Genomic DNA, 6,902 nt, shown 5'->3' with positions numbered 1-6,902 from the left:
TCACCCTCGCGCTGTCGCGCTCGGGCGCCGAGACAGGCACACACAACCCACCCACCGACCGAAACGACTATCCCAACTCATCGCCCAAATCGACGGAAAGGTACAACCAATCAACCAAGTAGCATAGCCGAAAAATCCTGCCTATGGCAACGACCGCGGCGGCGAAATTCGGGGCGACGCGGTAAACCCCTTGCGCTCGCCCCGAATTTTCTTTCGCCGCCGCAGTATCGTTTTCGGTTATTATCTAAACAGCGATTGTATTGTACAGTCGTTGTTTTTTACGCCTTACGCCACTTTCGGCGCTTTGGCAATCGTCTCGGGCGACACTTCGCCTATGAGCGCACCCTCGTCCCAAATCTTGAATTTATTGGATACAATCAGCCGTATATCCCGCTCGTCCGTTCCGTCCATTTTGCAAATAACGTCGTTTCCGTCAATGTCGCTTTCTATGAAACGGTATAAGCCTTTTGAGTAATACGGCTTTACGTCTTGCTTACTCAAATATTTCGTTATGTATCGTATAGCCGCCTCATACATTTGCGGTACTATTTCGCTAAACTCGTTCCGTCCGAACTTATCAAAGAAATACTTGCTTTGTAAATACGTTTTCATCTTGCCCGTTTTAGGATTGTAATCTTTTATCGTTTCTAATTCGCCGGTAATCTTCTTATTCGGATCGTAAATAAGCCCGTGAAAATGAAGCCTATCGCTCTCAGTACCGCGTTCCCATACACCTTGGAATAAACAGCCGTAGCGTTTATGCAAATTGGAAAGCGCGTTCTTCAAACTCTTTTCGAAACTTTCTTCGGTGTGCTTTTTGGAATCGAATGTTACCGTGAAAAAGTATTCGTAATTTTGGTTGTACGCCTTATATGCGAATCGCTGTTTGCGTGTATAAGCGTTGCGCCATTTTCTTCGGCAATGCTCGTCCACGAAATACGTTGCGTCTTCTTTGCTCGGAAAAAGCGGTAACATATCTTTGAGAATGGACTGTTTTCTAACGTTCGGATATTGCTTGTAATACTTGTCATAAAGCTCGTCGAAGATTTGTTTAAGCGTGGTTATGCGCACGATAGACCGTTCGTTTACGGCTTGCTCTTTCGCCGCTGACGAACTTTTAACCGTCGGCTCGGTAGTTTGCTCGGCTTGCGTATAAATGTCGTTTAACATCTTGTCAATTGGTTTTTCTTCCAAAGCATACTTACCGCCCTTAACCGACACGACAATTTCTTTTTGCCTACGCACGGTACGCTTTGCAGGGTTGGTCGTATGCGGCGTGGCTATGTAATGATCGCCCTCTTTGCGCACCTTGCATTTGGGATACCATGCCGCAATACCGTCTTGATCTATGCGTCCCATTTGGTCGCCTTTGTATCTATTATTTATAATTCTTCACCTCCTTCGCCCGAAAGGGCATTTATTAAGGACTTTGACCGCCCGTAAGTTACCTTTGTCCCTCCTTGTATTTATTTTTTGCAGTCATAGTGGCGAGCAATCTTGTCCCTACGCACACTAATATAAATTTTCACCCCATAAATACGAAAAAAGTGCGAAGAATTTTTGTTCCTCGCACTTTTCTATGCTTTTTATGAAACTATTTCGTTGTAAAGTCGCCTAATATGAATACCTGATCGACGGTGTTTTCGTCTATATCCAAGTTGCCAATAAGTATGTTTTCATCGAACCAAGTAAAGACGGTTAATAGTTTATTCGTGTCCGCATCTATAATCGTTACCTGCGGATTGTCTTTCGTTCCCGCTATTTCTACGTTTAGCGTTATGCCGCAGAATTTTACCGTTTCCGTTCGGTTGAGCGGCTCTAATTTGAGTTTTATCGTTCGGTCTTGGGAATAAAGATACCTGCCGTTTACCTTTTTTGTTTCGCCTTTCCAATAGCAGTATCGAAACACTATGTATTTAATATCTTCGGGAACAACAAGCGGTAAATTATTTGCTTCCAAATATTCTTTACGCGCCATTCGTCTTTCAAACTTTGCTCTGCATAGCGGATAGATATTATGCCAAGTTTCGTCGTGATTAAACCCGTGCGTTTTCCACGCCCAATCCCGAAAGCCGACGCCGTTGTTTATGTCGTATAAGTCTTTGAGCGTTAGCCCCGAGCCGTAGAACTCGCAATGCGGTCCTATGTACTTATACGCATTGCCTTTTTGCTTGCCGGCTTTGCCGCATTTGGGAGTTATTTGTATTAGCTTATCTTTCTCCAACTGCCGTAAAATTGTTTGCACCGTTCTGTCCGACACAGCCAACCTTTGAGCGAGCGCATGGACTTTGAACGTCCTTCCGTTACACGCTATTACGGTGTTTACGACTATCTCTCTACGTTCTTTGGGCGTAGGCTTGCGTATGAGATATTCTCTATCGTCGCCGTCAACAAGATAATGTGGATTTTTGATGTATATAAACCCGTAGCCCTTGCGTCTATACTGTTTCCAAGGATATTCGTCCTCGTCCCATTCTTCGGCTTCGTATTTTTGCGTAAACAGTTCGTTCATAAGTATATTTTACCGTTTTTCAACGAAAAAAGCAAGTTTATATACTCCGTTTTTGCCCTTCGTCGTTTCGGGGAAGAAAGATTTGAATAAATACTTTCTTTATATCTAAACGAAAAGACTCCGAAAGTCAAGGGTGAAATGCACTCCCTTTGCGGTCGCCCTTGACTTTCGCAAGCAAGCACCATATACAGCAATACAATAACCCGCTTTTTCGTTTGTTTCGCCCCTTGCCGAAGGGCAAAAACAAACAGAGAGGTAAAAGAAAATGGAAAAAGAAGCAAGGATACAAGAAAACGAAAGAAAGTTCTACCTTTCGGAGTTCTCCTACTTTGACGGCGAATACGACGTTACGTTTAATATCTTGGACGTGGACTTCGACCGTAAGCAAATCACCGTAGCGATATCCCGTTGCGGTAAGATTACGCAGGATACGTTCGAACTGTTAAGAGATAACAACGGCAGTCTGTATTTCAAGTACGGAAGATTCTACGAAAACAAAATCTCCATAGACGATTTCGAGGAGGTTTTGTAAGATGAATAAATCCGTTAAAAGAGAAAAAGAAATACTTACGGTAGATAATGTGCAGTTCATAGGCGAAAGAATAGCTACTTGCGCCGTCAGAGGCTATGCGAGATTATCCGGTAATAATAAAATGTACAAATTATATGCGTCGTTATGCCGAGATATAGAATACAAAGACCGCGAAGACTATATCTTGACCGACGGTTACGATTTGGTACAGGAAGCGATATGTTTTCTGTTGGAGCACTTGGGCGAGCGCTTGTGCGACAAAACGTGCAAAGGCTGGCGCGGCGATATTATATCCGTTAAGATGGCTTGTTACAGGCATCTCGGCAGATACTTACAGCGCGGCGCAAGAGCAGATAATAAACAAATGAGTTTGGAAGCTTTTGAGTATAATGAACCGCATACGGAGTTTAAGGCATTTGAGAATGGTATAGAAGAAGAATACAAAGAAGTAGATAAGATGATAGAGAAAATGAAATTATCTTCCGAAGAAAGAGATACGCTGTATTGCTATATGTCGGGAATGGGTTATGTGGAAACGGCAAAATACTTGGCGGTGCAACTTACTACGATATGGTACAGGCGTAAGAGAATACAGCAGAAATATTACGCCTACATAGCGGCGACAAATTAAAACGTATGCTACGGAGTTGTAATGCGCATTGTCCGTAAATATTCACCGTCGTTATAAAAGTTTTTATGGACATTTTCCGCAAGTCAGGGGTGAAATTTTGTATTAGTTGTTGCAGCCATAGGTGTAAGTTACCTTAAAAACTACTAATGCAACAAGGAAACCATAACCATACTACTCGCACGGAGATGATACACGGCAAGAAATACGTTGTCATAAGTCACTACGTCGGCAAGAAAGATTTCAAAAAGATCGTTTGCGATCACGCTTTCAAACAGGCTCTTGCGGAAAACAAAAAATCCACATAACAATAAGGAGTAATGAAATGCAACCCAAACAAAACAGTAAAGACTATATCGTGGGAATGTATGTTCGGCTTTCCCGCGACGACGAACGTCAGGGCGAATCGCTGTCTATCGAAAATCAAAAGACTATCCTTTCGGAATACATAGAACAGCAAGGCTGGACGCTCCACGACGTTTATGTAGATGACGGCATTTCGGGGACTACGTTCGAGCGCCCGGGCGTAAAGCGATTGCTTGAAGACGCAAAGTCGGGAGTTATAAACACCATCCTCGTCAAGGATATGAGCCGTTTCGGACGAAACTACATAATGGTCGGACAATACCTCGATTACGTTTTTCCATTATACAACATACGCTTTGTTGCGCTTACCGACAACATAGACACCGAAAACAAAGATACCGCTGCAATGGATATGATGCCCATTACAAACGTATTTAACGAATGGTGGGCTGCCGCTACGAGCAAGAAACTCCGCGCCGTGCGTATTCAAAATGCCAAGAACGGCAAAAACGGAATGTCCCATGCTCCCTACGGTTATATCCTCGGAACGGATGAAAAACGTACTTTACAGATAAACGAAGAAACCGCGCCCATAGTTAAACGTATCTTCGAAATGCGTTCTACGGGTATGACGCCGAGAAAGATTGCGGATATTCTCAATGCCGAGCATATCCTTACGCCCAACGATTATAGGATAGCGACTACGGGCGTAAGCGGAGTTCGTAATCCCTCGCACTTATGGCATACAACGGTTTTAAGAACATTGCTTGCTAACCAAGCGTACATAGGCAATTTAGTCCAACACAAGACAACGACTGTTTCGTACAAAAACCACAAGTGGCAACGCCGTCCCGAAAAAGAATGGATTGTAATTGAAAACGCACACGAAGCCATTATCTCGAAAGAGCTTTGGGACAAAGTGAAAGAAGTGGAAAAAGCCGTAGGACACGGAAAGCATACTAAGCGCGGGTTTATGCACCCTCTTTCGGGACTGATGTTCTGCGCGGACTGCGGTGCAAAAATGCGTTTGGGTTGGAACACGCAAATAGCCAAGCGGACAGGCGAAGAAAAAACTTATTTCAATTTTAACTGCGGAACAAAATCCCGAACGGGCTCGTCCGGTTGTTTCAGTCATTTTATTCCCGTGCCTGTATTGGAGCAAATTGTTCTGAACGACGTGAAAGATAAGGCGGCAAAGATAACCGCCAACGAGGATGAGTTCAGACGGAAGTATTTGGATCATACCGCTACGCTTACGAATAAAAACCAAGTCGATGTTAGTAAAGAAATACATAAGGACGAAAAACGTCTTGCCGAGCTTGACAAGTTGATTGAGAGCGCTTTTGAAGAAAAGGTTGCGGGTAAAATTCCCGAAAGCGTCTGCGTGCGCTTGATTGAAAAATATACTACTGAGCAAACGGAACTAAATGAGCGCATAGCCTATCTCAAACAGGGGCTTGAAGAAGCCGAGAAAGCCGTAACGGATATTGACGAGTTTATACGGCGGATGAAACAGTACCTCTACGCCCCGAAGCTCACCCGCGAGCTATGTTTGGATTTGTTCGAAAAGCTTGTCATAGGCGGCAAAGAATCTGTTACAGGCAAGCCGCAAGAGGTTCATATCTACTACAAAGTGGATATTGACTCGGTTTTATAGCCGTTTTACCCCTAATTACCGCCCAAATTACTATGTCCTTTTGAACTGTTCGAAGGCTATGCCGAATACTATTCCGCCGAGCTTTCCCAAAAGGTAAAACGCGGTATGCGTGAAACACGCAGTAAAGGCAATTTTACAGGCGGTTTTATAATCTACGGCTACAAAGTGGAAAACCATAAAGTAGTCATAGACCAAGACAAAGCCGAAATGGTAAAATTTATTTACGAGCAGTACGCTATGGGCGTTTACGTTAAAGACATCATAAAAGCGTTGACCGCAAAAGGCATATTCAATCGCGGTAAACCGTTTGCAAGAAACACCGTTTACAACATACTCAAAAACGAAAAGTATTCGGGCATATACCGCCATAACGAAGAAGTGTTTGACAATATCTATCCGCAAATCGTGGACACCGATACGTTCAATAAAGTACGCGCCAAGATAGACATAAACCATTACGGCAAACGCAGTACCGAAGTCGTTTATCTACTTCGCAACAAAATGAAATGCGGCTACTGCGGCAGTCCCGTAAGCGCGGAGTGCGGCACAGCCAAGAACGGAGAAAAGAAACGTTACTACAAGTGTTTGGGACGAAAAAACGGCAACGGTTGTAAAAAGTCCCAAGCAAGAAAAGACGTTCTCGAAAACTATGTGCTTGAAAACGTAATAACGCAGTTGCAAAGCAATATGGACTACATTGTAAACACTTTGCTCGAAATGCAAGACGATTACATAAAAGCAAATTCGGCATTGACACGGCTTGTAAAGGAGCAACGCCAAACCGAAAACGCCATACAAAACATTATGTCCGCGATAGAGTGCGGCGGCACGAGCAACACCGCTATGAAACGGCTTAGAGAACTCGAAACGCTTTCGGAAGAACTCGAAAAGCAAATACGCATAGAGAAAGCGCAATCGGCATTTAAGTTAAGCCGCCAAGAGATTTCCGACTTTTACAAACTTGCTTTGGAGCAATCGCCGCAAATGCTAATCAATTATCTCATAAAAGAAATTCGGTTGTTTGACGATAAAATGGTCATTATCTACAACACGCCCAAAACGATGAGCCTTGACGAAAGTCAGGGCTTTTCCTTTATACGGAAAACGTACCGTACCCGATTCACATTCAAAACGTAAAACAGCCGAGAATGATTGACTTTCAACTGATTATGCGTATTTAGATACGCGGACTATTTATTCCACGTTCCGCTTGACGTGAGCCTCGCAGGGGCGTGTGTATAGGCAAATAAGGGCGAAACGCGCAACC

At 43.7% G+C, this 6,902-nt stretch carries 7 protein-coding genes; 5 read left to right on the top strand and 2 right to left on the bottom strand.

Annotated elements, in window-relative coordinates; translation table 11 throughout:
• Positions 1 to 285: 285 nt before the first annotated feature.
• The gene (locus NFR55_RS10305; RefSeq protein ID WP_251548795.1) at positions 286 to 1,359 is read right to left on the bottom strand and encodes a rolling circle replication-associated protein; all 1,074 of its coding nucleotides are present in this window, start codon (positions 1,357 to 1,359) and stop codon (positions 286 to 288) included.
• Between the two features lie 235 nt (positions 1,360 to 1,594).
• Positions 1,595 to 2,512 carry a hypothetical protein gene (locus NFR55_RS10300; RefSeq protein ID WP_251548794.1) on the bottom strand — a complete coding sequence of 306 codons (918 nt, stop codon included), beginning with the start codon at positions 2,510 to 2,512 and terminating at the stop codon, positions 1,595 to 1,597.
• Between the two features lie 265 nt (positions 2,513 to 2,777).
• Between NFR55_RS10300 and NFR55_RS10295 the strand changes: the two genes are divergently transcribed.
• From NFR55_RS10295 to NFR55_RS10275, 5 genes are all read left to right on the top strand, one after another.
• Entirely contained in the window at positions 2,778 to 3,044 is a 267-nt protein-coding gene (locus NFR55_RS10295) for a hypothetical protein (RefSeq protein ID WP_251548791.1), read from the top strand.
• 1 nt (position 3,045) lies between these two features.
• Positions 3,046 to 3,675, top strand: a complete 630-nt coding sequence (locus tag NFR55_RS10290; RefSeq protein ID WP_251548789.1) for a sigma-70 RNA polymerase sigma factor region 4 domain-containing protein — start codon at positions 3,046 to 3,048, stop codon at positions 3,673 to 3,675.
• 146 nt (positions 3,676 to 3,821) lie between these two features.
• Positions 3,822 to 3,980, top strand: a complete 159-nt coding sequence (locus NFR55_RS10285) for a hypothetical protein (protein WP_251548774.1) — start codon at positions 3,822 to 3,824, stop codon at positions 3,978 to 3,980.
• Between the two features lie 17 nt (positions 3,981 to 3,997).
• On the top strand, positions 3,998 to 5,635 hold the full coding sequence (locus tag NFR55_RS10280; protein WP_251548767.1) for a recombinase family protein: 1,638 nt from the start codon (positions 3,998 to 4,000) through the stop codon (positions 5,633 to 5,635).
• Positions 5,636 to 5,740: 105 nt separating this feature from the next.
• A complete protein-coding gene (locus tag NFR55_RS10275; RefSeq protein ID WP_251548762.1) occupies positions 5,741 to 6,772 on the top strand; it encodes a recombinase family protein in 1,032 nt (343 codons plus the stop codon).
• Positions 6,773 to 6,902: the final 130 nt, after the last annotated feature.

Origin of the sequence: Pumilibacter intestinalis (assembly GCF_943193005.1) — a bacterium.
Lineage (GTDB): Bacteria > Bacillota > Clostridia > Christensenellales > Pumilibacteraceae > Pumilibacter > Pumilibacter intestinalis.
Note: the sequence above shows the minus strand (reverse complement) of the source record. Positions and strands in the feature narration are given on the sequence as shown.